Annotated in this window: 23 protein-coding genes; 14 read left to right on the top strand and 9 right to left on the bottom strand. The window is 68.2% G+C overall.

Annotation, left to right across the window (positions count from 1 at the left end):
* Positions 1 to 125: 125 nt before the first annotated feature.
* The 3 genes from E7Y32_RS03595 to E7Y32_RS03585 all read left to right on the top strand — a co-directional run bounded on the left by E7Y32_RS03595 (position 126) and on the right by E7Y32_RS03585 (position 2,705).
* The gene (locus tag E7Y32_RS03595) at positions 126 to 1,073 is read left to right on the top strand and encodes a hypothetical protein (protein ID WP_146335915.1); all 948 of its coding nucleotides are present in this window, start codon (positions 126 to 128) and stop codon (positions 1,071 to 1,073) included.
* Between the two features lie 184 nt (positions 1,074 to 1,257).
* Positions 1,258 to 2,277: a class II fructose-bisphosphate aldolase gene (gene fbaA / locus E7Y32_RS03590; RefSeq protein ID WP_146335914.1), complete on the top strand. Its 1,020-nt coding sequence runs from the start codon at positions 1,258 to 1,260 to the stop codon at positions 2,275 to 2,277.
* A gap of 2 nt (positions 2,278 to 2,279) precedes the next feature.
* Positions 2,280 to 2,705: a DUF3151 domain-containing protein gene (locus E7Y32_RS03585; protein WP_146335913.1), complete on the top strand. Its 426-nt coding sequence runs from the start codon at positions 2,280 to 2,282 to the stop codon at positions 2,703 to 2,705.
* A 90-nt stretch (positions 2,706 to 2,795) separates the two neighbouring features.
* Here the strand turns inward: E7Y32_RS03585 and E7Y32_RS03580 are convergent, their stop codons facing one another.
* Both E7Y32_RS03580 and E7Y32_RS03575 read right to left on the bottom strand, forming a co-directional pair.
* Positions 2,796 to 3,425, bottom strand: coding sequence for a uracil-DNA glycosylase (locus tag E7Y32_RS03580; protein ID WP_146335912.1), 630 nt, complete (start codon positions 3,423 to 3,425; stop codon positions 2,796 to 2,798).
* Between the two features lie 197 nt (positions 3,426 to 3,622).
* Positions 3,623 to 4,846, bottom strand: a complete 1,224-nt coding sequence (locus E7Y32_RS03575) for a cobalamin-independent methionine synthase II family protein (protein WP_146335911.1) — start codon at positions 4,844 to 4,846, stop codon at positions 3,623 to 3,625.
* Positions 4,847 to 5,243: 397 nt separating this feature from the next.
* Here E7Y32_RS03575 and E7Y32_RS03570 point away from each other — a divergent pair, with 397 nt between their 5' ends.
* The 4 genes from E7Y32_RS03570 (at position 5,244) to E7Y32_RS03555 (ending at position 8,809) form a co-directional block, all read left to right on the top strand.
* Entirely contained in the window at positions 5,244 to 6,533 is a 1,290-nt protein-coding gene (locus E7Y32_RS03570; RefSeq protein WP_146335910.1) for an adenylosuccinate synthase, read from the top strand.
* A gap of 389 nt (positions 6,534 to 6,922) precedes the next feature.
* Positions 6,923 to 7,426, top strand: a complete 504-nt coding sequence (locus tag E7Y32_RS03565; protein ID WP_146335909.1) for a hypothetical protein — start codon at positions 6,923 to 6,925, stop codon at positions 7,424 to 7,426.
* 88 nt (positions 7,427 to 7,514) lie between these two features.
* Complete coding sequence (locus E7Y32_RS03560) at positions 7,515 to 8,063, top strand: RNA polymerase sigma factor (protein ID WP_146335908.1); 549 nt, start codon at positions 7,515 to 7,517, stop codon at positions 8,061 to 8,063.
* Positions 8,060 to 8,809 carry a hypothetical protein gene (locus E7Y32_RS03555; protein WP_146335907.1) on the top strand — a complete coding sequence of 250 codons (750 nt, stop codon included), beginning with the start codon at positions 8,060 to 8,062 and terminating at the stop codon, positions 8,807 to 8,809. Before E7Y32_RS03560 ends, E7Y32_RS03555 begins: the two co-directional genes overlap by 4 nt.
* A 102-nt stretch (positions 8,810 to 8,911) precedes the next feature.
* Here the strand turns inward: E7Y32_RS03555 and E7Y32_RS03550 are convergent, their stop codons facing one another.
* The 7 genes from E7Y32_RS03550 to E7Y32_RS03520 all read right to left on the bottom strand — a co-directional run bounded on the left by E7Y32_RS03550 (position 8,912) and on the right by E7Y32_RS03520 (position 16,782).
* Positions 8,912 to 9,406 (bottom strand): CoA-binding protein, encoded by a 495-nt coding sequence (locus E7Y32_RS03550; protein WP_146335906.1) that lies wholly within the window; start codon positions 9,404 to 9,406, stop codon positions 8,912 to 8,914.
* Positions 9,403 to 10,743 (bottom strand): O-acetylhomoserine aminocarboxypropyltransferase/cysteine synthase family protein, encoded by a 1,341-nt coding sequence (locus E7Y32_RS03545; protein ID WP_146335905.1) that lies wholly within the window; start codon positions 10,741 to 10,743, stop codon positions 9,403 to 9,405. The genes E7Y32_RS03550 and E7Y32_RS03545 overlap by 4 nt, the downstream gene beginning before the upstream one ends.
* Complete coding sequence (gene sfnG, locus E7Y32_RS03540) at positions 10,743 to 11,936, bottom strand: dimethylsulfone monooxygenase SfnG (protein WP_146335904.1); 1,194 nt, start codon at positions 11,934 to 11,936, stop codon at positions 10,743 to 10,745. Before sfnG ends, E7Y32_RS03545 begins: the two co-directional genes overlap by 1 nt.
* Positions 11,929 to 13,926 carry an acetate--CoA ligase gene (gene acs, locus E7Y32_RS03535; RefSeq protein WP_146335903.1) on the bottom strand — a complete coding sequence of 666 codons (1,998 nt, stop codon included), beginning with the start codon at positions 13,924 to 13,926 and terminating at the stop codon, positions 11,929 to 11,931. The genes sfnG and acs overlap by 8 nt, the downstream gene beginning before the upstream one ends.
* The gene (locus tag E7Y32_RS03530; RefSeq protein WP_146335902.1) at positions 13,917 to 14,759 is read right to left on the bottom strand and encodes an ABC transporter permease; all 843 of its coding nucleotides are present in this window, start codon (positions 14,757 to 14,759) and stop codon (positions 13,917 to 13,919) included. Before E7Y32_RS03530 ends, acs begins: the two co-directional genes overlap by 10 nt.
* Complete coding sequence (locus tag E7Y32_RS03525) at positions 14,759 to 15,829, bottom strand: aliphatic sulfonate ABC transporter substrate-binding protein (RefSeq protein WP_146335901.1); 1,071 nt, start codon at positions 15,827 to 15,829, stop codon at positions 14,759 to 14,761. The genes E7Y32_RS03530 and E7Y32_RS03525 overlap by 1 nt, the downstream gene beginning before the upstream one ends.
* A 98-nt stretch (positions 15,830 to 15,927) precedes the next feature.
* Positions 15,928 to 16,782 carry an ABC transporter ATP-binding protein gene (locus E7Y32_RS03520; protein WP_146335900.1) on the bottom strand — a complete coding sequence of 285 codons (855 nt, stop codon included), beginning with the start codon at positions 16,780 to 16,782 and terminating at the stop codon, positions 15,928 to 15,930.
* Positions 16,783 to 17,119: 337 nt separating this feature from the next.
* Here E7Y32_RS03520 and E7Y32_RS03515 point away from each other — a divergent pair, with 337 nt between their 5' ends.
* The 7 genes from E7Y32_RS03515 to E7Y32_RS03485 all read left to right on the top strand — a co-directional run bounded on the left by E7Y32_RS03515 (position 17,120) and on the right by E7Y32_RS03485 (position 20,865).
* On the top strand, positions 17,120 to 17,545 hold the full coding sequence (locus E7Y32_RS03515) for a CoA-binding protein (RefSeq protein ID WP_146335899.1): 426 nt from the start codon (positions 17,120 to 17,122) through the stop codon (positions 17,543 to 17,545).
* 105 nt (positions 17,546 to 17,650) lie between these two features.
* On the top strand, positions 17,651 to 18,475 hold the full coding sequence (locus E7Y32_RS03510; protein ID WP_261382526.1) for a polysaccharide deacetylase family protein: 825 nt from the start codon (positions 17,651 to 17,653) through the stop codon (positions 18,473 to 18,475).
* Positions 18,476 to 18,524: 49 nt separating this feature from the next.
* Positions 18,525 to 18,938, top strand: a complete 414-nt coding sequence (locus E7Y32_RS03505) for an MmcQ/YjbR family DNA-binding protein (protein WP_146335898.1) — start codon at positions 18,525 to 18,527, stop codon at positions 18,936 to 18,938.
* Entirely contained in the window at positions 18,935 to 19,483 is a 549-nt protein-coding gene (locus E7Y32_RS03500; protein ID WP_146335897.1) for a DUF1990 family protein, read from the top strand. The genes E7Y32_RS03505 and E7Y32_RS03500 overlap by 4 nt, the downstream gene beginning before the upstream one ends.
* 14 nt (positions 19,484 to 19,497) lie before the next feature.
* Complete coding sequence (locus E7Y32_RS03495; protein WP_146335896.1) at positions 19,498 to 20,100, top strand: hypothetical protein; 603 nt, start codon at positions 19,498 to 19,500, stop codon at positions 20,098 to 20,100.
* A gap of 65 nt (positions 20,101 to 20,165) precedes the next feature.
* Positions 20,166 to 20,486 carry a putative quinol monooxygenase gene (locus tag E7Y32_RS03490; protein WP_146335895.1) on the top strand — a complete coding sequence of 107 codons (321 nt, stop codon included), beginning with the start codon at positions 20,166 to 20,168 and terminating at the stop codon, positions 20,484 to 20,486.
* Between the two features lie 85 nt (positions 20,487 to 20,571).
* Positions 20,572 to 20,865 carry a DUF503 domain-containing protein gene (locus E7Y32_RS03485; RefSeq protein WP_146335894.1) on the top strand — a complete coding sequence of 98 codons (294 nt, stop codon included), beginning with the start codon at positions 20,572 to 20,574 and terminating at the stop codon, positions 20,863 to 20,865.
* Positions 20,866 to 20,889 lie beyond the last annotated feature (24 nt).

Here is a 20,889-nt window from a genome sequence, read left to right as displayed (position 1 = left end):
CGAAGTGACAGATCGCGGCAATGTTTCCCGGGAACACTGCCGTGAAATGCCATCCCGGCGCGTGCAGCGGGCCGAGGCTGTGGATAACCCGAGCGGCGGGTGGCCGCAGCGGCAAGACTGGGCCTATGCGCCGGGCCCCACTGCCGCTCCACCTGACCACCGGATCCTTTTCGCTGCGTGCCTCAGACAAGGCCGGCGTCACCCGCACGCGGACCGCTGCGCGGGATCTGGTGACCGTGTCACGCGGCATCAGGGTCCCGGTAGGCTCTGCCGCCACCGGAGCGGCCGCCCTCCGCGCCTACACCGACCTTGATGACCAGTCCATTCTCAGCCTTGGATCAGCGGCGCGGCTGTGGAACGCCCCGCTGCCCGGCCGGCATGAAGCGGATTGGCGCATCCACCTGGCCCGCCGCCGCGGCTCCAGCATGCCGCGCCGTGCCAACGTCGTCGGACATCTGCTGACGTTGCTGCCGGATGAAGTGGTGGAGTTCGACGGCGTGCGGCTCACCTCGCCGGCCCGGACCTGGCTGGATCTGGCCCCACTTCTAAGCGTGGACGAGCTCGTGGCCGTGGGCGACTCCCTCGTGTGCAGCCACGGCGCCGAGCACCCTTATCCCCGCCGGGCCCTTTGCGGCATCACGGACGTGGAGCAGATGGTGGCCCGGCACCCCGGAGTCCGCGGTGTGCGCAAGGCCAGGGCCGCCGTCGGACTCATCCGGGTTGGTGCCGACTCGGCGCCGGAAACGCAGATGCGGCTGGCCCTGGTGCGCGCGGGGCTGCCCGAGCCGGTGCTGAACCACATCGTGTGGGGCGAAGCCCTTTGGGGTGGGGGCGCCGCGCCCGTGCTCTGGCCCGACGCGGCGTACCCGCAGTGGAGGCTCGCCCTGCAGTACGAGGGGGCGCACCACAATGGGGAGGAGCAGTATCTGAGGGACATCCCCCGGGCCGACACCACGGCGACACTGGGCTGGTCGGAGCTCAGGGTTTCCCGCATTGACCTCGCCGGTGACCGCCCCGGAGTCGTCCTCAAGGTCCGGGCCGCCCTGGAGAGCCGCGGCTGGCGCGCGAAGTGACAGATCGCGGCAGTGTGCCCCGCAGACACTGCCGCGGTATGCCATCTCGGCGGAGCCCGTGTTACAGCCCCCACGTGACCGGAACCACTGCCCTGGCGCAGGAATGGCTAGGATGGTGCGTAGCCGTCGAGGTTCACTCCAGGGTCAACCCAGCCCGCAGACGAAATTCACTTTAGGAGTCAGCATGCCCATCGCAACCCCAGAGATCTACTCCGAGATGATCGACCGCGCAAAGACGGGCGGCTTCGCATTCCCGGCCGTCAACGTCACCTCCTCCCAGACCCTGAACGCCGCCCTCCGCGGCTTCGCCGAGGCCGAGTCCGACGGCATCGTCCAGGTCTCCACGGGAGGCGCCGCCTACTGGTCGGGCGCCTCCACCAAGGACATGGTGGCCGGCTCGCTGGGCTTCGCCGCGTTCGCCCGCGAAGTCGCCAAGAACTACGGCGTCAACATCGCCCTGCACACGGACCACTGCCCCAAGGACAAGCTCGACGGCTTCGTCCTGCCGCTGCTGGCCGCCTCCGAGGCCGAGGTCAAGGCCGGACGCAACCCGCTGTTCAACTCGCACATGTGGGACGGCTCCGCCGAGACCCTGCAGGAGAACCTGCGGATCGCCCGTGAACTGCTCGAGCGCACCGCCGCCGCCAAGATGATCCTCGAGGTCGAGATCGGCACCGTCGGCGGCGAGGAAGACGGCGTCGAGAACGCCATCAACGACAAGCTCTACACCACGGTCGAGGACGCCCTCGCCACCATCGACGCGCTCGGCTCCGGCGAAAACGGCCGCTACATCACGGCCCTGACCTTCGGCAACGTGCACGGCGTGTACAAGCCGGGCGGCGTGAAGCTGCGCCCGGAGATCCTGAAGGACATCCAGGAGCAGGTCGGCGCCAAGATCGGCAAGACCAGCCCGTTCGACCTCGTCTTCCACGGCGGCTCCGGCTCCTCCGAGCAGGAAATCGCGGACGCGGTCTCCTACGGCGTGATCAAGATGAACATCGACACTGACACCCAGTACGCCTACACCCGCCCGGTCGCGGACCACATGTTCCGCAACTACGACGGCGTCCTGAAGGTCGACGGCGAGGTCGGCAACAAGAAGCTGTACGACCCCCGCGTCTGGGGCGCCTCCGCCGAGGCCGGCCTGGCCGCCCGCGTGGTCGAGGCTGCCCAGCAGCTCGGCTCCACCGGAAAGACCTTCTAATAATGTCCGACGAGTTCCGCAAGAACCTGATGGGCCCCGAGCCCACGCTCCTGCCCGCCGAGACCGAGGTCAACGCCGGGCTGGACGCGGGCCACGAGGCGCTGGACCTGGTGGAGAAGCACCCGACGTCCTCGCTGCTCTGGGCCGTGCTGGCCGAGGAAGCGTGGAAGGAAGGTCGGACCATCGACTCCTACGCCTACGCCCGGGTCGGGTACCACCGCGGCCTGGACTCTTTGCGCCGCAACGGCTGGCGCGGCGTGGGCCCGATCCCGTGGGAGCACGAACCGAACCGCGGCTTCCTGCGCGCGCTGTACTCGCTGGGCCGGGCCTCCGCGGCGATCGGCGAAGCCGAGGAACCGGAGCGGATCGAGAAATTCCTCAAGGATTCCGACCCCACCGCCAAGGCGGCCATCGAAGGCCAGGGCTGACGGGGCTTAGCCCCAGGCATTGCGGATTAAACGACGACGGCGGGCGCTCACCTTTCGGTGGGTGCCCGCCGTCGTTCACGTTTGGCCGGGCTAGGCCTTGGCCAGGCCGGTGCGGGCCATGGCGTCCGCGTAGGCCACGCGCATGTCCTCCAGGTACTGCTCCTGGCGGGCCGGGGTGCCGGCGAAGGCGCGGCCGCTGAGCGAACGGACCTTGTACGTCTTCAGGCCGCGGCGCCAGATCATCGGCACCTCGGTCTTGAGCAGCAGGTTGGCGAGGCGGTTCGCCTCGGTGCCGTGCGCCACGATCACGGACGCGCGCGGGACCAGGGCAAGGAACTTCAGCAGCGGCTTGAGCCCGGCCGAGATCTGGTCCGGGGTGAACTTGCCGTTGGGTTCGCCGTCGACGTGCCACGGGTGGACGTTCCACGGCATCACGAATTCGGGGCGCAGGCCCAGCTTCCACTGGATGCCCAGCATGCGGGTGGCGGCTTCCTCGTCGCCGGCGGTGATGAAGCCGGACGGATCCGCGGTGCCGATGTTGGAGTAGAGGCTGATGATGCGGCACTCGTCGATGTCGTGCGCGGGATCCACGTAGGGGACGGTGGTGCCAGCTTTGGCGGTCTGCAGTGCGTCGCACAGCTCGTTGACGGGCGCGACGTTAGCGTCGTAACGGCGGCTCAGGAGCTGTTCGCGGAAATTTTCAGTGGCCAGGGCTGTCATGTCTTGCTGGGTCTCCTGCGGGATTGGTAAAGCAACCAGACCGGTTACGGGCACGCCAAAGGGAGGGCGCGCGGCGGCCGGTGTGGTGTGAAAATGTGGTGTGGACCGATTCCTGTTCGGTCATTACCAGTCTATCAAGCCCCGCGAAATGCCCGGCGGGTCGGGCCGGCGAGCACGGCCGGCCCGACCCGCGCCGGCTACCAGAGCCGCTTGCTGGCGCGCCGGGCGCCCTCGCCGAGGGCCTCCAGCTTGGCGTAGGCGATCTGCGGATGGACGCGGCCGCCAAGGCCGCAGTCGGTGGAGGCAATCACGTTTTCCCGGCCCACCAGCTCGGCGAAGCGCACAATCCGGTCCGCGACCAGATCCGGGTGCTCCACCACGTTGGTGGCGTGGGAGACGACGCCGGGGATGATCGACTTGCCCTCGGGTAGCTTGGTGTCCTGCCAGAGCCGCCACTCGTGTTCGTGCCGGACGTTGGCCGCCTCGAAGGAGTAGGCGCCGGCGTTGACCTGCAGGACGGAACCGATGATGTCCGCGAAGGGGATGTCCGTGGTGTGCGGGCCGTGCCAGGAGCCCCAGCAGACGTGCAGCCGGATCTGCTCCTGCGGCAGGTCGCGCAACGCCCAGTTTGTCGCCTCGACGCGGAGCTGGATGAACTTCAGGTAGTCCTCGAGGCTCGGTTCCGGGTTGATCTGGTCCCAGCTCTCGGCCAGGGACGGGTCATCGAGCTGGACGGTCAGGCCGGCGTCGATGATGGCCTTGTACTCCTCGCGCATTGCATCGGCGCAGGCGTAGAGCAGTTCCTCGTCGCTTTTGTAATACTCGTTGGCCACCCGGGCGCAGGAGCCGGGGGAGAGGGAGGCGACGAATCCCTCGGTGAGGCCGGCCGCGGCCAGGCCGGTCTTGAGGTTGGCGATGTCCGAGGCCACCAGCTCCTGCCCGGTGTACGTCAGCGGCCCGGCGATTTTGGGCTGGGTGACGGCTTTGCGGTGGGCGAGGATCCCGGAGGAGGGATCGTTGTACGCGTCGTTGAACAGCTGCCGGTCGCGCCGGTCCGGGAACGAGGTCAGGACGATGTGGCCCGGCGTGGAACGGTGCACTTTGGCGTCTGCCCAGCGGTCCACCTCGGTCGGTTCCAGGCCGCCCAGCCGGGAGAACGAGTAGTTCCACCAGGCGCCGTAATCCACCGAGCTGGACATCGTGTGCCCGTACTCTCCGTCATTGGGAATGTTGATGCCAAGATCTTTCTGGCGTTGCACCGCCTCCACCACCGAGGTCTCCAGCAGGTCGAGGAACTCGGGGGTGATCCCGTCGGTTTCCTTGGCCTCGTTGGCGGCGATCAGTTCCGGGGTGCGAGGCAGCGAGCCGGCATGGGTGACGCGGATGTGGTCGGTGTTCAGGGACGGCGTGTTCGGGGACATGGCGCGGTTTCCTTCCATCGGTCCTGGCGGTAGCACCGTTGCCGGTCACGGATGCCTTAGCGGGCGGCCGTGTCCGGCGGGGTTGCTGCGGCGTCAACGGTCCAGGTCCCTCGGCCGCTCGGGATGGTCCCTCCCACTACATTCCACGCCGGCCGCGTCCCGCAAGTCATGCCCGCTATGTGGCGCTGCGTCCACATCGGGCGCCAAAACGGTGCCGACCTGCGTTTTCGGCTAAACTTGGGTGGTAAGAGCCCCGGACTCTGGCGTTGATGGTGCAGATCATAGTGGTACTGAGCACAGCGGTAGATTCGGGGCATTCTCATGAACGGCGCTGAATTCCGGTGACCACCCTGGTGAATCACGCGGATTTCGGCCCGAACGAATGGGGGAGGATCCCATGCCAGCAATCGTGATCGTCGGAGCCCAGTGGGGCGACGAAGGCAAAGGTAAGGCCACTGACCTGCTCGGCGGCCGTGTCGACTATGTTGTCAAGCCCAACGGCGGCAACAACGCCGGGCACACCGTCGTCGTAGGCGGTGAGAAGTATGAGCTGAAGCTCCTTCCGGCCGGCATCCTGAGCCCCAACGCGGTCCCGGTGATCGGCAACGGCTGCGTGGTGAACCTCGAGGCCCTGTTCCAGGAGATCGACGGCCTCGAAGCCCGCGGCGCGGACACCTCCAAGCTGCGCGTTTCCGCCAACGCCCACCTTGTGGCGCCCTACCACCAGGTGCTGGACAAGGTCACCGAACGGTTCCTCGGCAGCCGCGCCATCGGCACCACCGGCCGCGGCATCGGCCCGGCCTACATGGACAAGGTGGCCCGCCTCGGCATCCGCGTCCAGGACGTCTTCGACGCCTCCATCCTCCGCCAGAAGGTCGAGGGCTCGCTGCGGCAGAAGAACGAGCTGCTGGTCAAGGTCTACAACCGCCGCGACATCGAGGTGGACGAGATTGTGGACTACTTCCTGTCCTTCGCCGAGCGCCTGCGCCCGTTGGTCATCGACAGCACCTTCGTGCTCAACAAGGCCTTGGACGAGGGCAAGGTGGTCCTGATGGAGGGCGGCCAGGCCACGTTCCTGGACGTCGACCACGGCACCTACCCGTTCGTGACCTCCTCGAACCCGACGGCGGGCGGCGCCTCCGTGGGCTCGGGCATCGGCCCCACCCGGATCTCCCGCTCCATCGGCATCATCAAGGCCTACACCACGCGCGTCGGCGCGGGTCCGTTCCCCACCGAACTGTTTGATGACATGGGCCTGTACCTGCAGAAGACCGGCGGCGAGTTCGGCGTCAACACCGGCCGGCCGCGCCGCTGCGGCTGGTACGACGCCGTCTTGGCCCGCCACGCCTCCCGCGTGAACGGCTTCACCGACTACTTCGTCACCAAGCTGGACGTGCTCACCGGCATCGAGCAGATCCCGGTGTGCGTGGCCTACGACGTCGACGGCGTCCGGCACGACGAAATGCCGATGACGCAGACCGAGTTCCACCACGCGAAGCCGATCTTCGAGTACTTCGAAGGCTGGACCGAGGACATTACGGGCGCCCGCACCCTGGACGACCTGCCGGAGAACGCCCGGAACTACGTGCTGGCCCTCGAGAAGCTCTCCGGCACCCGCTTCTCCGCGATCGGCGTCGGCCCGGACCGCGACCAGACCATCGTGGTCAACGACCTCATCAACGACTGACGCATTAACTGACGCACGACGGCGGCGGGCCACCTGCAAAAGGTGGCCCGCCGCCGTCGTCGTTAAGGGCCGCATTTGGGGTCCCCGCCGGCAGCCCGGAAGAAAGAAAAAGAATCTCGGATCCTGCGTAACCTTTCGGGGTGCCTCAGCGATTACTCCTTTGTAAGCGCCGCCCGGAATCTGGTCCCCCCACCAGGAACGGCCGGCCTTGTCAGAGCAAGTCCCGTGCGGCGCCTGCCCCCATCAGGCGCCACGGACTTCGAGAGAAAGTTCCGACGGGCACCTGCCCCCATCAGGTGCTGACAGGACTTCGACTGTAAGTGCCGGCTGGCGCCTGCCCCCATCAGGCGCCGGCCAGCCTTCAACCAACCAAAGGATGTACGTTTTTCATGAAGAGTGTTAGCAAGACCACCAAGATTGCTGTCGGCGCCGCTATTCTCGCGGTCGGAGGCTTCTCCGGAATCGGCCTGGCCAACGCGGCCCAGATGTCCAGCACCCAGCAGGCTGAAGTGAACCACGCTACGCCCGCCACCTCCGCCGTGCCGGCTGTTCCGGCAACCCCGAAACTGCCCGCCACTCCGGCTGTTCCGGCCGTGCCCGCAACCCCGAACGCTGACGGCTCCGCCAAGGGCGACGCCGCCGTCGAGGGTTCCGAGGGTTCCGCCGAGGGTTCGGTATCCGCTGACAAGGACGGCGCCAGTGTCAACGGCAACGCCGGTGCCAACGAGGACGGCGCCAGTGTCAACGGCAACGCCGGTGCCAACGAGGACGGCGCCAATGTCAACGGCAACGCCGGTGCCGAGGGCGCTCCCGGTGCCGCGCATGCCGATACCCGGCTGAACGTTACTGGCCCGGCGAAGCCGTCGGCAGAGCTGCCCAAGCTCGACAAGTAAGTATCAAACGCCTCCTTTCGGAGGTGACGGGGTGCGGCCGCTAGACTATCGGGGGCCGCACCCCGAGCAGTAACGGAAGGAAAGCCACTTGGCAGACCAGCTGAGCGATGACGAACTGTCAGCAGCCTTGGCTGGCGACCCGTCAGGATTCAGCGCCGTATACACCGTGATGTCCCCGGCAGTGCTTGGCTACTTCCGGGCCAAGGGCGTTGAAGATGCCGAGGCCCTGACGCAGGACGTGTTCGTGGACGTCCTGCCGAAACTGGAGAACGTCACCGGTGGCCACAAAGGCCTGCGGACGTTTGTTTTTTCAATTGCGCACGCCAGGCTGGTTGACCACCACCGGCGTTCCGAACGTACACCACACCTGGCCGAATACGACCCCCTGAACGACGCACGGCATTCAGCCTCGGCCGAGGACGAGGCGCTCGGTTCACTGGGCGGGCTGTCCCACACACTTTCCCAGCTCAACGAGGAGCAACGGGAAGTTCTGGTCCTGCGGATCGTCGCAGACCTCTCCATCGAACAGGTGGCCGGCATCATGGGAAAGACCCCCGGTGCCATCAAACAGCTTCAGCGGCGCGGGCTCAGTGCCCTGCGCGAACTTGTAACGGAAAAGGACCACGCAGCATCATGACCGGCACGCGCAACACCCCACAGGATGGCAGCATCCAGGCGATGCTCCGCGACTCCGGCCTCGAAGCTGCCACCGAACTCCGCAGCACTCTTGAACAGTTGCAGGCCCTCATCCCGGAGCAGGCCCCGGCGCCCCGCGCGGACCTCGCGGCGCTGCTCGCCGGCGGCTCAAGCGCCCCGGCAGGGCTGGCAGCCGGCACCGTTGACACCCTTGCCATCGACGCCGTTCCCGCCGAGGCCCTTCCGGCCGGGGTCAGCAGCCTCGCAGAACGCCGGCGCGGCCGCAAGCGCCGGATGGCGCTCGTCGGCGGGGCCGTCGTGGGTGCCATGAGCCTGGGCGCCGGCGCCGTAGCCGCTGCCGGCCCGGACTTCCGCGCGAACGTCGGCCACGCCTTCACCGTTATTTTCCAGCCCGCGGCACCGGCCCCGGCTCCCGCCACCCCCGTGCCCTCGCCCTCGGATCTCCCCGCCGCTCCCGTGCCGGTTCCGGCAATCACCTCCCCGCACGGTACGACTCCGGCGGAGCCCTCCCCGGCGGCAACCGTGCCGGCGCCGAAGCACCCAGGCCCCGTTCCCACGCCTCCCGCAGTGGGACGCGGGGGTGTGCTGCCGACGCCGGGACAGCGCCCCGTGGTCCCCGGCCAGAACGGCCAGGACGGCCAGGACGGCCGCAACACTCCCAGCAGCCCGCTGCCGACCGTCCCGTCGGTTCCGGAACTGCCGACGTCGTCGTCCGACCTGCCGTAAGGTCCCGCCAAAGCCCAAGTAGCTCGCAGTTGTTGTCGTTTTGAGTGCTCATAACGACAACAACTGCGAGCTACTTGGGTGTGGGCGCCAGGGAGTGTGCCGTTAGGCGAGGACCTGGCGCTTGGAGGAGATCACCCCGGTGTCGAAGCCAGCCAGGTGCAGGCCGCCGTGGAACCGGGCATGCTCAATCTTCACGCAGCGGTCCATCACGACGTCGAGCCCGGCCGCTTCGGCTTCCTTGGCGACGTCCTCGTGCCACGAGCCCAGTTGCAGCCACAGTGTCTTGGCGCCGGCTGCGACGGCCTCGTCGAGGACACCCGGAAGGTCCTCGTGCTTGCGGAACACGTCCACGATGTCCGGGCTCTCCGGCAGGTCCGCAAGCGAGGCGTAGGTCGGTTCACCCAGGATTTCCTTCACCACGGGGTTCACGAAGTACACCTTGTAGCGGGTGGAGGACTGCAGGTAGGTCGCCACGAAGTAGCTTGCACGCGAGGGCTTGTCCGAGGCGCCCACGATCGCGATCGACTTGGCTTGGCGCAGCAGGGCAAGCCGTTCGGGCGCCGAGGGGCCGGTCCAGGTTCGTTCTTGCGTGCTCATGCGTTTGCTCCGATCGTGCAGGTGTCGGCCGACAGGGCATCCGAGGCTGTTACGTCAGCCGCGGCGTCCAGGGCCTGGTCCAGGTCCCAGAGGATGTCCTCGATGTCCTCGAGCCCGATCGAGATCCGGACCAGGTCCTCGGGGACTCCGGCAGACTCGAGCTGTTCGGGGCTGAGCTGCTGGTGCGTGGTGGAACCGGGGTGGATCACCAGCGTGCGGGAGTCGCCGACATTGGCCAGGTGTGAAGCCAGTTGCAGGGACTCGATGAACTTCTGGCCCGCGGCCCTGCCGCCCTTCACACCGAAGGAGAACACCGAGCCGGGGCCGAGCGGCAGGTACTTCTGCGCCCGCTCGAAGTGCGGGTGCGAGGGCAGGCCGGAGTAGTTTACATACGCCACACGCTCGTCCGCTTCCAGCCATTCGGCCACGGCCTGGGCGTTTTTCAGGTGTTCGTCGAGGCGCTGCGGGAGGGTTTCGACGCCCTGCAGCAGCTGGAACGCCGACTGCGGGGAGAGCGCCGGCCCGATGTCGCGCAGTTGCTCGCAGCGCAGTTTGGTCAGGAAGCCGTATTCGCCGAAGTTGCCCCACCAGGAGACGTTGCCGTAGGAAGCCACGGGTTCGGTCATTGTGGGGAACTTGCCGTTGCCCCAGTCGAAGCGGCCGCTCTCGACGATCACGCCGCCCAGGGTGGTGCCGTGGCCGCCGAGGAACTTCGTGGCGGAGTGGATCACAATGTCCGCCCCGTGCTCGATCGGCCGGACCAGGTACGGGGTGCTCAAGGTGGCATCGACGACCAGGGGGATGCCGGCGTCGTGCGCCACCTTCGCCAGCCCCGCCAGGTCCTGGACCTCCGATGACGGGTTGGCCACCACCTCCACGAAGATCGCCTTGGTGTTGTCCCGGACGGCCGCGGCGTAGTCCGCCGGGTCGGTGCCGGCCACGAACGTGGTGTCCACGCCGAAGCGGCGCAGCGTGACGTCCAGCTGGGTGACCGTGCCGCCGTAGAGCTGGGAGGCCGCGACGATGTGGTCGCCGGACTGGGTCAGCGCGGCGAAGGTGATGAACTCCGCGGCCATGCCCGAGGACGTGGCCACCGCGCCGATGCCGCCCTCGAGGGAGGCGATGCGCTCCTCGAAGGCGGCGACCGTGGGGTTGCCGATCCGGGAGTAGATGTTGCCGTACTTCTGCAGCGCGAAGAGGTTGGCGGCGTCCTGGGTGTCCTTGAACACGAAGGAGGTGGTCTGATAGATCGGCACCGCACGGGCGCCGTGCTCGGCGTCGGGGGTGCCGCCGGCGTGCAGGGCGCGGGTGCGGAACCCGAACTTGCGCTCAGCCATTACGCGGCCACCTCCACATTTGCCGCCGGGGTCTGCGAGAGGTCCAGTTCGACGCCGCTCTTCCGGGCCAGGTCCGTCTCAAGCTCGCGCACGATCGGCAGGATGTCCGCGCCGAACGCCGCGACTTCCTCCTGGAAGTGCAGGTAGCCGGTGAGGAACAGGTTCACACCGATCTTCTTGTAAGCCACGATCCGCTCGGCGATCTGCTCCGGGGTTCCGATCAGTTGGGTCTTGAAGCCGTCGTTGTACTGGACCAGGTCCTCGAAGCTGGAATCGGCCCACATCCCCTTGCCGTCCTTCGTGGACGCGCCGGCCTCCTGCACGGCGGCACGGAAACCCTCGACGGCGGGCTTGTGCGCCTTCTCGACGATCTCGCGGAGGGTGTCGCGGGCTTCCTTCTCGGAATCGCGGGCAATCACGAAGCCGTTCAGGCCGAACCTCGGGTTGGGTAGCGCCCCCTCAGCGCCGCGCCGGGTCTCACCGGCCGCCGCGACGACGCCGGCGATGTTCTCCTTGAAGCCTTCGAGGTCCTTGCCGTTGGAGAAGTACCAGTCGGCGACCCGGCCGGCGGTGGCCTGGGCCGCGGTGGAGTTGCCGCCGAAGAAGATCTCCGGGTGCGCCCGTCCCGGCACGTCCACCGGGGCCGGCTGCAGGGTGAAGTTGTTGATGTTGTAGTACTTGCCGGACTGGCTGTAGTCCTGCTCGGTCCAGAGCCCGCGGAGGACCCGGATGAATTCCTCGGTGCGGACGTAGCGCTCGTCGTGCTCCAGCCATTCAAGGCCGAAGTTGGTGAACTCGTCCTTGAGCCAGCCGGAGACGATGTTCACGGCGGCGCGGCCGTTGGAGATGTGGTCCGCGGTGATGATGTATTTGGCCAGCACGCCGGGGTGCCACATGCCAGGGTGCACGGCGGAGATCACCTTGAGGCGTTCTGTCGCGGCCAGGAGGGCCAGGCTGAACGACGTCGCCTCGTGCTGCTTGTCGGCGCCGTAGGAGGCGGCGTACCGGGTCTGGGTCAGGGCGTATTCGAAGCCGGAGTTCTCCGCGATCCGGGCCAGCTTCTTGTTGTACTCGAAGTCCCAGCCGGTGCGCTGTTCGATGGTGGAGACCACCAGGCCGCCGGAGACGTTCGGGACCCAGTAGGCGAACTTGAGCGGTTCGGAAAGACGGGCGACGCTGCTGATGTCAGTCATGGGTGTTCCTTACTTCTGGGGTATTTCGGATTCGCAGGACATCCTGGATGTCCGCGATGGATGGTTCGTTCTGGAGCGAGGTGGTGTCCCCGAGCGCGGTCCCCTCGAACAGTTGGGTCAGCAGCCGGCGCATGATCTTGCCGCTGCGGGTCTTCGGCACATCCGGAACGACGACGACGTCGCGCGGCTTCGCGATCGGCCCGATCGCCGTCGCGACGTGGGCCTTGAGCGCGCCGTGGATATCGGGGGTGGCCGCTGATTCGCGAAGCACGACGAATGCGACGATGGCGTGGCCGGTCGTGGGGTCCGCGACGGGGCAGACGCCGGCCTCCACCACGTCCGGATGGGAGACGAGGGCCGATTCGATCTCGATCGTGGAGAGCAGGTGCCCGGAGACGTTGAGGGTGTCATCCACGCGCCCGAGGATCCAGATGTCGCCGTCGTCGTCGTATTTGGCGCCGTCGCCGGCGAGGAACCAGCCCTGGTCCGCGTACTGGCGCCAGTAGGAGTCGAAGTAGCGGCGCGGGTTGCCCCACACGGTCCGGGCGATCGCGGGGCCCGGGGCGTCCACCACGATGAAGCCCTGCACGCCCGGCGGGACGGTGTTGCCGGCCGCGTCGACGATCCGGGTGCCGACGCCGGGCAGCGGCCTGGCCGCGCAGCCGGGCTTGAACGCGGTGTCCGTCGGGGCGGGGGAGAGGATGGTGGCGCCGGTCTCGGACTGCCACCAGGTGTCCACGACAGGGGCGGTGCCGGCGCCGACGTTGTCCCGGAACCAGCGCCACGCCTCGGGGTTGACGGCTTCGCCGACGGTGCCGAGCAGGCGGATGGAGGATAGGTCGTAGTCGGCCGGGACGCCCTCGGGGAACCAGCCCATCAGGGAGCGGACCAGGGTGGGGGCGGTGTAGTACTGCGTCACGCCGTAGCGTTCGATGATTTCGAAGTGTCGGCCCGGGTGGGGCGTGTTGGGGGTGCCCTCGAAGATGACCTGGGTGGCGCCGTTGGAGAGCGGGCCGTAGAGCTCGTAGGTGTGGGCGGTGACCCAGGCGAGGTCCGCGGTGCACCAGTGGACGTCCGCATCCCGCAGGGCGGGGTCCGGGTTGCTGAAGAGGTGCTCGAAACTCCAGGACGCCTGCGTGAGGTAGCCGCCGGAGGTGTGGACCAGGCCCTTGGGCTTGCCGGTCGTGCCGGAGGTGTACATGATGAACAGCGGCGTTTCGGCGTCGAACGCCTCCGCTTCGTGGACCTCGGAAGCGCGCCCGACGGCGTCGTGCCACCACACGTCGCGGCCCGCGGTCATCGGGACCGTGTCCAGTTCGCCCGAGGGGGTGGTGCGGTTGACCACCAGGATGTGCTCAATGGCGTTGTCGCCGGCGACGGCGGCGTCTGCGTTTGCCTTCACGGGCACGGCGGCGCCGCGGCGGAACTGCCCGTCCGTGGTGACCAGGAGCTTGGCGCCGGTGTCCTCCACCCGGAACTTGAGCGCCTCGGCGGAAAAGCCGCCGAAGACGAGCGAGTGGATGGCGCCGATCCGGGCCGCGGCCAGGGCGATGACCACCGTTTCAGGGATCACCGGGAGGTAGATGACCACCCGGTCGCCCCGACTGATTCCGAGCTCCAGCAGGGCGTTGGCGGCCTGGGCGACCTCGCGCTGCAACTCGGCATACGTGACGGTGCGGCGGTCGCCGGGCTCGCCCTCGAAGAACAGGGCCACCTTGTCCCCGCGTCCCGCCGCTACATGGCGGTCGACGCAGTTGTAGGCGACGTTCAGCTTCCCGCCGTCGAACCAGGTGATCTGCGGGCCGGTGCCGGCCGCGGCGTCGGCGGGGATGCGGCGGTGGGCGGTGTGCCAGGGCTTGTCCTGCCCGGGCACGTCCTCCCAGTCGAGCCGGAGGGCGGCCGACTCCCAGAACGCGATGCGTTCTTCCTCGGTCTGCGGAGCCTCGGTCTGCGGATCGCGCACGGCGGGGTCGCTGAGGGTTATGCCCATCGTTTCACCGCCCACTTCTCGGCCAGGCCTAGCAGCGCATCGGTGATCTTGCCGATCACGGCCAGCAGCACAATCGCCAGCAGGAGCCGGTCCGTACGGCCGTTGTTCTGAGAGTCCGTGAGCAGGAAGCCCAGGCCCATCGAGGAGGCGATGAGTTCGGCGGCCACCAGGAACAGCCAAGCCTGGGCCAGCGCCAGCCGCAGGCCGGAGAACACGGCCGGCACCACGGCGGGGAGCTGGACCGTGGTCAGGAGCTTCACCCCCTTGAGCCCGAACGCGCGCGCCGCTTCCACCAGGTTCCGGTCCACGTGACGCAGTGCCAGCGAGACGGTGGTGAAAACGGGGAAGAACGCGCCGATCAGGATCAGGGTGATCTTGGAATCCTCGCCGATCTTCATCCAGAGGATCAGCAGCGGCACCCACGCCAGCGAGGGGACGGCCCGGAGGGCGCCAATGGTCGGGGCGAGCAGGGCGTCGGCGAAACGGGACAGGCCCACCAGCGATCCAAACACCAGCCCCAGCGCCGCCCCGGCCGCGAAGCCGATCAGCACCCGCTGGGTGGAGATCGCGATGTGCTGGCCGAGTTGCCCGCGCTGTAGCAGGTCCAGGCCGGCCTCCAGCACCATGGCCGGCGGCGGGAGCTGGACCACGCTGAACACGCCGGCCGCCGTCGAAAGTTGCCAGGCGGCCAGCACCGCGGCGGGGATGAGCAGTCCCAGGAGCAGGCGCGCCCAGCCGTTGGCGGGGAGCCCCGCGCGGGACGCCGAATCTGCAGGGAGGCCCGCGGCGCGCCGGCCGGGGCCGGTGAGGGCGGGAGTTTCGAGGCGCGTCATTACGAGTCCTTGATGGCGGATGCATCCGCCTTCTTGACCAGCGAGTCATCGAGCAGGGAGGCGACGGCGTCATCGATCTGCCGCTGGCTCGCAACGTCCCCGGTCTCCACAAACGTCGGCCCGATCTTGGCGAGGACCTTGCGCTGCGCCTCGCCCGGGGCCGGGTTGACGTTGAGGTTGCTGCGCTGCAGGACCACGGTCTTCGCGACGGCGAGGTCCAGGCCGGCGGCCTCGGCGAGGATCTGCGCGGTCTCGTCCGGGTTCGCCGCGGCCCAGGCGCGGGCCTTCTCGTAAGCGTTGACGACGGCCTGCGCCTGCTGCGGCTTGTCCTTGAGGAAGGACTCCGTGGCGTTCAGGAAGCCGTAGGTGTTGAAGGAGAGGTTTCGGTAAAACAGCGTGGCGCCCTTCTGCTCAGCACCCGCCATGATCGGGTCCAGGCCGGACCAGGCGTCCACCGAGCCGTTTTCCAGGGCGGCGCGGCCGTCGGCGTGCTGCAGGTTCTGCACCGTGACGTCCTTGGCGGACAGCCCGGCCTCGGCCAGCGACTGGAGCAGGAAGAAGTACGGATCGGTGCCCTTCGTCGCCGCCACCGACTTGCCCTTGAGGTCCGACACCTTGGTGATGGCGGAACCCTGCTTGGTCACGAGGGCCGCCCACTCGGGTTGGGAGAAGATGTCGATGGCCTTGATCGGCGAACCGTTGGCCTTGGCCAGCAGCGCGGCGGAGCCGGCGGTGGAGCCGACGTCGATCGCGCCCGACCGCAGGGCCTCGTTGGCCTTGTTGGAGCCTGCGGACTGGACCCACTTGACGCTCACACCCTGGTCCTTGAGCGCGGTTTCCAGCCAGCCCTTTTTCTTGATCACGAGGCTCAGCGGGTTGTACGTGGCGAAGTCGATGTTCAGGGTGCCCGCCGCGGCGGTGGCACCCGCGGCGTTGGTGCCGGCGGCCGGCTGGCCGGAGCCTTCCCCGGCCACGCAGCCGGTCAGGGCCAGGGCGGCGGACACCCCCGCGGCCGTGAGCAGGGCGCGGCGGGAGAGAGGACGGCGGGTGCTGGTGCGGGCGAAGGGCATGGAGGTTCCTTTGGAAAACGGTGCGAACGGATAGGAAGAACTGAATTGCGGCCGGGACGCGGCCGGCGGGTCCGGCCGGGTGGCGGAGACCGGTGTGGCTAGTGGCCGTCGACGCCGAGGCTCGCCAGGAGCGAGGCCCGCAGCGCGGCCAACTCGGCCGATGCCCGGTCGCGGGGGCGGTCCCCGGGCACGTCCACGGTCCGGATGATGGTGGCGCCGGGTGCCGCGGCTCCTGGTCCGCCGCTGCTTTCCTTGCCCAGGACGATGATGCGGTCGGCGAGCTGCAGGGCCTCGTCGACGTCGTGGGTCACGAGCAGCACGGTGGTCGGCTCCGCGCGGTGGACCTCCAACAGCAGGTCCTGCATCTTGATCCTGGTCAGGGCGTCGAGGGCCCCAAAGGGCTCGTCAAGCAGCAAGACGCCGGGATTGCGCGCCAGCGCCCGGGCCAGCGACGCGCGCTGGGCCATGCCGCCGGACACTTCGCGGGGCCGGTGCTTGGCGAAGTCCTGCAGGCCCACGAGTCCGAGGAGCCGGGCAACCTTGGCCTTGCCGTCGCGGGCGCTGACGCCGGTGGGCAGGCCGATGGCGATGTTGGCCTGCAGGGTGTGCCACGGCAGCAGGCGGGGCTCCTGGAAGGCGAAGGCGCAGCGTGAATCCACGCCCTGGACCGGGGCGCCGTCGATCTCCACGCTCCCGGAGCTCGGGGCGTCCAGGCCCGCCGCGGCGCGCAGCAGGGTGGATTTCCCGCAGCCGGACGTGCCGAGGATGGCGAGGACTTCACCGGCGCGGACGTCGAAGTTCACCTCCCGCAGCACGGTGTGCTCCTCGGCGCCCGAGCCGAAGGCCCGGCGCAGGCCGCGGAAGGACACCGGCAGGGCCGGGGTGCGGTGCGATGCCCCGGCGGGTGCGTCGGCGGACGCCCCGGCCGGGGAGGGGGACAGGACAGCAGTCATAGGGTTACTCCATCGGTCCTGGCAGTAGCACCCTACGGAACGAGCCTCTCGGCCGGGTGTCAGTCCGGCCGTTCCCGTGGCTCGCTACCTTGCTGTCAACGGATTCCGGGGAGGAACTCCGACGACCAGGGTTGCTGCGGCTTCATCGATCCAGGTCTCTCAGCCGCTCGGGATGGTCACTACCCACTAAAACGGAAACGAAGCTTTTCCCCAAACCGGCCGCGTAATATTCGGACACCCTGCCTCCGCTGGCTGGCCCGGCGGTCGATTGTTCGGCGCGCCCGCCCCGGCGGCAGGTCCGCCGTGCTCCCGCGCGGGCGGCACGTAGGCTGTGCAGATGGCCCACGTGAACGACACCGCAGTCATCGAACGGCTCCTGCGCACCAAGGGACGGTGGGCAATTGTCGGCCTGACCACCAACGAGTGGCGTGCCGCCTATGACACTTCCCTATACATCCGGGACCGGCTCGGCATGGAGATCATCCCGGTCAATCTTCCGGCCGACCCGGTCCACGGCGAGATTGGCTACGCCAAGCTGGCGGACATCCCGGCGGCGAAGCAGCCCCTCGACGTCGTGGACTGCTTCGTGAACTCCCGGAGGGTGGGGGACGTGGTGGACCAGGCCATCGCTGCCGGAGCGAAAGCCGTCTGGCTGCAGCTCGGTGTGATCGATGAGGCGGCCGCGTCCCGGGCCGCGGCGGCGGGCCTGGACGTTGTGATGAACGCCTGCCCGGCCCAGGAGGCGCCGCGCTTCGGCCTCTAAGGACCGGCCTCCACGGCCGGTCACTTCGCTCTGGTAGTCTGCGCCTGTCTTACTTCGCGGATGCTAGGAAAAAACATGTGTGGGGACCACCCGACTGCGCCGCCGGTGACCCTTGGGCGCAGGACCGCCCTCGGGTTCCTGGGCGCTTCGATGATATCGGCGTTGGGGGCCTGCGCGGCTCCCGACGGCCCGTCATCGTCGACGCCGGAAACGCCGGCTGCGGCGAATACTGCCGGGTCTGAGCGACCGGGCAGCCTGCGGAAGCCGCTCCTCACCGATGATGCCCCGGCCCGGCGCCCGCGTGCCCGGTTCACCCCTGACTTCAAGCTGCCGCCCGTGCAAAACGGGCTCGCACCCGTCATCACCAAGATTGAGACGAAGCATCCGGTGGTGTTCCTGACCATCGACGACGGCGTCACCAAGACCCCCGAGATGGTCCGGCTCCTGGCCGACTATGACTATCCGGCGTCGATCTTCCTGACCAGGAATTTCGTCCAGGACAATCCGGACTTTTTCAAGCAGTTCGCCGCCCAGGGCAGCCTGGTGGAAAACCATACGTTGAGCCACAACATCAACATGGTCACGCAGATGGGGTATCAACAGCAGCTCGCGGAAATCAACGGCATGCAGGAGTACGCCCAGCAGCACTTCGGACGCCGCCCCACCCTGTTCCGTCCGCCCGGCGGAGCCTATTCCGTCGCCATGCGGCAGGCGGTCGCGGCGGCGGGGATGAAGGCGATTGTCACGTGGGAGGCTAAATCCAATACCGGCCACATGGATTACCAGTACGGCAAGGCCCTGCGCCCGGGCGACATTGTGCTGATGCACTTCCGGCCCGAGTTTGCCGCCGACCTGGCCGCGTTCCGTGCCGCCCAGCTGGCCGCCGGCCTCGAGGTCGTCCTGCTTGAGGACTTCTTGGGCGTCGCCTGAGCCGCCCCGCGGGCCGGAGAATGTCGGTGGATAAAAGTAGGCTTGATTCATGAATGTCGCCACGCTGCGCCGGATTTGCCTGGGCTTTCCCGGCGCCTTCGAGGACTACCCGTTCGGCCCTGAAACGGCGGTCTTCAAAGTCCGCGCCGCGGTGGACGGCGGGGCCCGGCACACGGCCAAGATGTTCGCCCTGTCCGCGCTGGACCCTGACGACCTTGCCGTGAGCCTCAAATGCGAACCGGCCCTCGCCGAGCAACTGCGGGCCGCGCACCCGGAAATCACCGGTGCCTGGCACCTGAACAAGCGGCACTGGAACGGGGTGCGGCTGGACGGTGCGCTGGCCGACTCCATGGTCCGGGACATGGTGGAGGACTCCTATGACCTCGTTGTCGCCACCCTGAGCCGCCGCCAGCAGGAGCAACTCGGCTGGACCCGGCTCGCCGGCGGACAGGCCCGGCCATGAGCGCCCCGCGGATCGCCGGCGGCGAGCTGAACTACGAAGGGGTCGGGACCACCGAAAGCGGGCTGCTGCCGGAAGGCAGCGGCGGCGAAGTCACCCAAGCCTACGTGGGCGACGGCGAGGCCGCCTACCGCCGCGCGGTGCAGGGAATGCTGACCTGGCAACTGCAGAAGCGGGCCGGGCTGAGCGTGCGTGCCGAGTCCGACGTCGTGCTCCCCGGGACGCGCGTGGTGAGCGGCTTCGGCGTCGGGCCGTTCCGGATCAACGCGCCCTGCGAGGTGGTCTGGGTGCGCCGTCCGGTCCCCGGCGGCGGGCCGCAGTCCGCCGGGTTCGGCTACGGGACGCTGCCGGGGCATCCGGTCCGCGGCGAGGAGGCATTCGAAATCTCGCTCGACGAAAACGGCCTGGTGCTGATCAAGGTCACCGCGTTCGGTGTGCCGGCCAACTGGTTCTATGCGGCCGGCGGGGCCGTCACCGCCCGGGCGCGCCGGCTGGTCACTTCCCGATACCTTAGGAGTGCACAGGAATTGGCCGCAGGTGTGAACTGAGCAGGAGCAGGTAGATGCTGAACCAACAGACCCTTGACCGATTGTGGAACTTTGACGACCCGGCCCTTTCGGAGTCCCGCTTCCGTGCGGCGGCCGCCGATCCGGCCTACGACGACGACGAACGGGCCGAGTTCGCCACCCAGCTGGGCCGGGCCATTGGGCTGCAGGGGCGCTACGAGGAAGCGGACGCCCTGCTGGACTCGATTGACGGCGACGAGCCCACGGTGGCGGTGCGGGTGCTGCTGGAACGTGGCCGCGTCCTCAATTCCGGCGGCCACGCAGAGATGGCGGTCCCGCTGTTCGAGCAGGCCGCCGAACTCGCCGACCACCTGGGCGAGGAGTTCCTGGCCGTCGATGCCCTGCACATGCTGGCGATCGCCGACACAGCCCACGCCGAGACCTGGACGCGCAGCGCCCTGGAGTACGCGTCCACGGCACACGACGCCCGCACCAGGCGCTGGATGGTGGCGCTGCACAACAACCTCGGCTGGAGCCTGCACGAGGCGGGACGCTGCACCGAAGCCATGGTGGAGTTCCAGCTTGCCGAGCAGTGGGCGGAACGGGTGGGCACACCGCAGCAGCAGGAGCGGGCCCGGGCGGCCATCGACGCCTGCTGAGCTCCCGCGGTGTCCTCATCGCAATAATGGAAGACCCATGCACCAACACCGAAAGGCACACACCCGTGATCTTCATCGTCGTTAAATTCAAGGTCAAGCCCGACTGGTCCGAGCGCTGGCTCGGCCTCGTGCAGGAGTTCATGCAGGCCACCCGCCAGGAACCCGGCAACCTCTGGTTCGACTGGTCCCGCAGTGTGGAGGACCCGAACGAATTCGTCCTGGTCGAGGCCTTCAAGGACGACGCCGCCGGGGACCACGTCAACAGCGCCCACTTCAAGCAGGCCATGGCGGACATGCCCCAGGCGCTGGCCGAGACACCCCGGATCATCAGCCGCCAGCTCGACGGCGAAGGCTGGGACCGGATGGGCGAACTCACCATCGCCTAAGCCGCTCCACCCCCGTCGATTGCTCCGCAGACGCCCTTTTGGGGCCCCTAAAGGGCGCCTACGGAGCAATCGATAGGCTTGGGCCATGTGGATCGGCTGGATTGAATTCGATGTCCTCCTGGGCGACGTGCACAGCCTGAAGGAGAAACGCTCCGTGGTGCGGCCGCTACTGGCAGAGCTCAGGCGCCGCTTCGACGTTTCGGTGACCGAGGCCGAGTTCCACGACCAGTACCGGCGCACCGTGATCGGCGCAGGCCTGGTCGCGGCGGACCGGGCGCACCTCGTGGAGGTGCTGACCGCCGTCGAACGTTTTGTGGCGGCGAGGCCGGAACTGGAACTGCTCAGCGCCCGCCAGCGCGAACTCCGCAGCGACGACTGACGCGGATCGACGGCCCAGTACCCT

This window comes from Arthrobacter sp. UKPF54-2, assembly GCF_007858535.1.
Taxonomy (GTDB): domain Bacteria; phylum Actinomycetota; class Actinomycetes; order Actinomycetales; family Micrococcaceae; genus Arthrobacter.
Note: the sequence above shows the minus strand (reverse complement) of the source record. Positions and strands in the feature narration are given on the sequence as shown.

Coding starts and splice junctions, on each gene's coding strand:
- E7Y32_RS03575 (WP_146335911.1), bottom strand. CDS start 4,846: ATGTCCCCGAACACGCCGTCCCTGAACACCGACCACATCCGCGTCACC.
- E7Y32_RS03520 (WP_146335900.1), bottom strand. CDS start 16,782: ATGACTGCTGTCCTGTCCCCCTCCCCGGCCGGGGCGTCCGCCGACGCA.
- fbaA (WP_146335914.1), top strand. CDS start 1,258: ATGCCCATCGCAACCCCAGAGATCTACTCCGAGATGATCGACCGCGCA.
- E7Y32_RS03495 (WP_146335896.1), top strand. CDS start 19,498: ATGCTGAACCAACAGACCCTTGACCGATTGTGGAACTTTGACGACCCG.
- E7Y32_RS03565 (WP_146335909.1), top strand. CDS start 6,923: ATGAAGAGTGTTAGCAAGACCACCAAGATTGCTGTCGGCGCCGCTATT.
- E7Y32_RS03545 (WP_146335905.1), bottom strand. CDS start 10,743: ATGGCTGAGCGCAAGTTCGGGTTCCGCACCCGCGCCCTGCACGCCGGC.
- E7Y32_RS03585 (WP_146335913.1), top strand. CDS start 2,280: ATGTCCGACGAGTTCCGCAAGAACCTGATGGGCCCCGAGCCCACGCTC.
- E7Y32_RS03515 (WP_146335899.1), top strand. CDS start 17,120: ATGGCCCACGTGAACGACACCGCAGTCATCGAACGGCTCCTGCGCACC.
- E7Y32_RS03550 (WP_146335906.1), bottom strand. CDS start 9,406: ATGAGCACGCAAGAACGAACCTGGACCGGCCCCTCGGCGCCCGAACGG.
- sfnG (WP_146335904.1), bottom strand. CDS start 11,936: ATGACTGACATCAGCAGCGTCGCCCGTCTTTCCGAACCGCTCAAGTTC.
- E7Y32_RS03500 (WP_146335897.1), top strand. CDS start 18,935: ATGAGCGCCCCGCGGATCGCCGGCGGCGAGCTGAACTACGAAGGGGTC.
- E7Y32_RS03485 (WP_146335894.1), top strand. CDS start 20,572: ATGTGGATCGGCTGGATTGAATTCGATGTCCTCCTGGGCGACGTGCAC.
- E7Y32_RS03555 (WP_146335907.1), top strand. CDS start 8,060: ATGACCGGCACGCGCAACACCCCACAGGATGGCAGCATCCAGGCGATG.
- E7Y32_RS03505 (WP_146335898.1), top strand. CDS start 18,525: ATGAATGTCGCCACGCTGCGCCGGATTTGCCTGGGCTTTCCCGGCGCC.
- E7Y32_RS03525 (WP_146335901.1), bottom strand. CDS start 15,829: ATGCCCTTCGCCCGCACCAGCACCCGCCGTCCTCTCTCCCGCCGCGCC.
- E7Y32_RS03580 (WP_146335912.1), bottom strand. CDS start 3,425: ATGACAGCCCTGGCCACTGAAAATTTCCGCGAACAGCTCCTGAGCCGC.
- E7Y32_RS03570 (WP_146335910.1), top strand. CDS start 5,244: ATGCCAGCAATCGTGATCGTCGGAGCCCAGTGGGGCGACGAAGGCAAA.
- E7Y32_RS03595 (WP_146335915.1), top strand. CDS start 126: ATGCGCCGGGCCCCACTGCCGCTCCACCTGACCACCGGATCCTTTTCG.
- E7Y32_RS03530 (WP_146335902.1), bottom strand. CDS start 14,759: ATGACGCGCCTCGAAACTCCCGCCCTCACCGGCCCCGGCCGGCGCGCC.
- acs (WP_146335903.1), bottom strand. CDS start 13,926: ATGGGCATAACCCTCAGCGACCCCGCCGTGCGCGATCCGCAGACCGAG.